This is a genomic window from Arthrobacter sp. 2YAF22_2 (assembly GCF_052114645.1).
Taxonomy (GTDB): domain Bacteria; phylum Actinomycetota; class Actinomycetes; order Actinomycetales; family Micrococcaceae; genus Arthrobacter.
Genome location: NZ_JBFRFD010000437.1, coordinates 1 through 3,177 on the forward strand (window position 1 = coordinate 1; position 3,177 = coordinate 3,177).

Sequence of the window (3,177 nt, forward strand, 5' to 3'; positions counted from 1 at the left end):
AGGTCCACAACACCTACGGGGAGCGGCACTGCTACCTGCTGGAGACAGACGACGCCGGCCGGGCCACCGTGCCCAAGGCGTTTTACGTCTCGCCGTTCAACGACGTCGACGGCCAGTACCGGATGAAGCTGCCCGAACCCGAGGAACGGCTCGCAGTCTCCATCGTCCTGGAGCGCGAGGGGCACAAGCCCTTCGTCGCCACGGTGGATGGGGTCCGGCGCGAGGCCACGGCGCCGCACATTCTGGCCGCGGCGCTCGCCGTCCCGCTGGCGCCGTTGCGGGTAGCAGCGCAGATCCGCTGGCAGGGAATCAAGCTTTGGGCACGTCGGTTGCCCATCATCAAAAGACCACACCACTCTTCACAGGAGGCAGTCCAGTGACCATGACCGAAGCGACCGGATCCCATGCCGGGCAGCAGAATCCTGCGGATAAGAACCCGGTTCAGACCATTCCGGCCGTGCCGTATACGGTGCCGCAGGCACCCGCCGTCATCGACGCCGCGATCTGGCCCAGTGTCGCCGTCGTGCCGTCCGGCCTGAAAGCCAAGCTCGCGGGCCGGGCCGCGGACGCCATCTTCCGGGCCGCCGTACGCCGGCTTCCGCTGGAGGTGCGCTACCCCGACGGCACCGTCCTGGGCAAGGCGGCGCCGGGCCATGCCYCGGGACATGACGGCTCCGTCCCGGTCATGACGATGCACCGCCCGGAGGCCTTCGCCGCCCGGCTGGGCGACGGCGGCCTGATCGGCCTGGGCGAGTCTTACATGGCGGGGGACTGGGACGCGGACGACCTCACCGCGGTGATGGAGGTCTTCGCCGCCCGGGCGGGATCGCTGGTGCCCGAGCCGCTGCAGAAGCTGCGCGGCCTCTACCTGCCCCGCACGCCGCGGACCGAACGCAACACCGAGCAAAACAYCCGGTCCAACATCTCGCGGCACTACGACCTCTCCAACGAGCTGTTCGCGACCTTCCTGGACAGCACCATGACCTACTCCAGCGCGCTCTTCCCGGAGAGCGGCGAGGAGCTGCGGAACGTGGCGTGGGACGGCCTGGCCGCCGCGCAGCAGGCAAAGATCGACCGGCTGCTGGACAAAGCCGGCGTCAAGGCGGGCACCCGGGTGCTGGAAATCGGCACCGGCTGGGGCGAACTGGCCCTCCGGGCCGCGGCCCGCGGTGCCAGCGTCTACTCCGTGACGCTCTCCAGCGAACAGCAGGAACTTGCCCGCCAGCGCGTAGCCGAGGCAGGCTATGCCGACGCCATCACGATCGAACTCAAGGACTACCGGGCCGTGGAAGGCGAGTACGACGCCGTCGTCTCGGTCGAAATGATCGAGGCGGTCGGCTACGAGTACTGGGCCACCTACTTCCAGACCATCGAGCGGGTGCTGGCCCCCGGCGGGAAGGTGGCCATCCAGGCCATCACGATCGGCCACGACCGGCTGATCGCGACCCGGACCAGCTACACCTGGGTGCACAAGTACATCTTCCCCGGCGGCGTCATCCCGTCGGTCCGCGCCATCGAGGAGGTCACGGAGAAGCAGACCGGACTCCGGGTCCGGGAACGCCTGGCGATGGGCGAGCACTACGCCCAGACCCTGCGGCTCTGGTCCGAGCGCTTCATGGACCGCGGCGAGGACGTCCGCGGCCTCGGCTTCGATGCGATCTTCCAGCGGATGTGGCTGTTCTACCTGTGCTATTCCCGCGCCGGCTTCGAGACCGGCTACCTGAACGTACAGCAGATCGTGCTGGACAAGGTTGCCGCCAAGACCGTTGCCGCCAAGACTGCCGGCAGCAAACGGATGGCCCCGTGACGGCGCCGCTGGCGGGGACCATCGAGGAGGTCTTGCGTCCGGTGGTCGGCGGGGAACTCCCGGTCCGGCTGATCGTGTGGGACGGCAGCGAGGCAGGCCCGTCCGGCGCGCCCGTAGTGCGGCTGAACTCGCCCGACGCCATCCGCCGGCTGCTCTGGGCGCCCGGAGAGCTGGGCGCCGCCCAGGCCTACGTCACCGGTGAGCTGGACGTCGACGGCGACCTCAACTCCGCGCTCGAGCACCTGTGGAAGGTGGTCAGGGACCGCGGCCTGTCCGGCGTCCGCCCCACCCCCGCCGTGCTCGCCGGCGCGGCACGGATCGCCAAGGCCGCCGGCGCCCTGGGCGCCCCGCCGGAGCCGCCCGCCAGCCAGGCCCGGGTGAAGGGGAGGCTGCACAGCCTGATCCGCGACCGTGCCGCCATCAGCCACCACTATGACCTCAGCAACGACTTCTATGCGCTGATCCTCGACCCGCAGATGGCCTACTCCAGCGGCTACTGGACAGACCGGATGGAGAACGGCAGCTCGCCCGAGGGGTACAGCCTTGAGGACGCGCAGCGGGACAAGCTGGACCTGGTCTGCCGCAAGCTCGGGCTGAAGCCCGGAATGCGGCTGCTCGACGTAGGCTGCGGCTGGGGCTCGCTGAGCCTGCACGCGGCGCAGTACTACGGGGTCGACGTCGTCGGCGTCACCTTGTCCGTGGAGCAGAAGGCGTTCATCGACGCCCGGATCAAGGAACGGGGCCTCGAGGGGCAGGTGGAGATCCGGGTGCAGGACTACCGCGAGATCCCCGACGGACCGTTCGACGCCGTCGCCTCCCTTGAGATGGGCGAGCACGTGGGGCAGCGGAACTACCCGGTGTACGCCGCCGCCCTGTTCAACAACGTGGTCCCCGACGGCCGGGTGCTGGTCCAGCAGATGTCCCGGCGCGGCAAACACCCCGGCGGCGGACCGTTTATCGAGTCCTTCATCGCCCCGGACATGCACATGCGCCCGGTGGGGGAGACCCTGGGGTTCCTCGAGGGCGCCGGGCTCGAAGTCGAGGGCGTCGAGGCGATGCGCCGGCACTACGTCCGGACCCTTGAGGCCTGGTATGCCCGGTTCGAGGAAAACCACGACGCCGCCGTCGCGATGATGGGTCGCGAGATCGCCAGGGTCTGGCGGCTGTACCTGGTCGGCGCGCTGCGCAGCTTCGCCGAGGCCCGGATGGGCGTGGAGCAGATCCTCTGCAGCCGGCCGGAGTAGCCGGCCCCGGCGAGTTGCTCGAGGAAAAGCGTGGGGAAAGGGCGGGCACCGACCGGTGCCCGCCCTTTCTACGCCGTGCTGTGCTTTGCTGTGCCGTCGACCACTGGATGTAGTGCTTCGTGCCAC

At 69.4% G+C, this 3,177-nt stretch carries 3 protein-coding genes; all 3 read left to right on the plus strand.

Annotated features, from left to right (window positions below; all coding sequences use genetic code 11):
* Positions 1 to 380: DUF1365 family protein (locus AB4Y86_RS15435; RefSeq protein ID WP_441403074.1), on the plus strand; the 380-nt coding region annotated here is incomplete at its 5' end.
* Positions 377 to 1,807 (plus strand): class I SAM-dependent methyltransferase, encoded by a 1,431-nt coding sequence (locus AB4Y86_RS15440; protein ID WP_441403075.1) that lies wholly within the window; start codon positions 377 to 379, stop codon positions 1,805 to 1,807. The genes AB4Y86_RS15435 and AB4Y86_RS15440, both read left to right, overlap by 4 nt.
* The gene (locus AB4Y86_RS15445) at positions 1,804 to 3,051 is read left to right on the plus strand and encodes a class I SAM-dependent methyltransferase (protein WP_441403076.1); all 1,248 of its coding nucleotides are present in this window, start codon (positions 1,804 to 1,806) and stop codon (positions 3,049 to 3,051) included. Before AB4Y86_RS15440 ends, AB4Y86_RS15445 begins: the two co-directional genes overlap by 4 nt.
* Positions 3,052 to 3,177 lie beyond the last annotated feature (126 nt).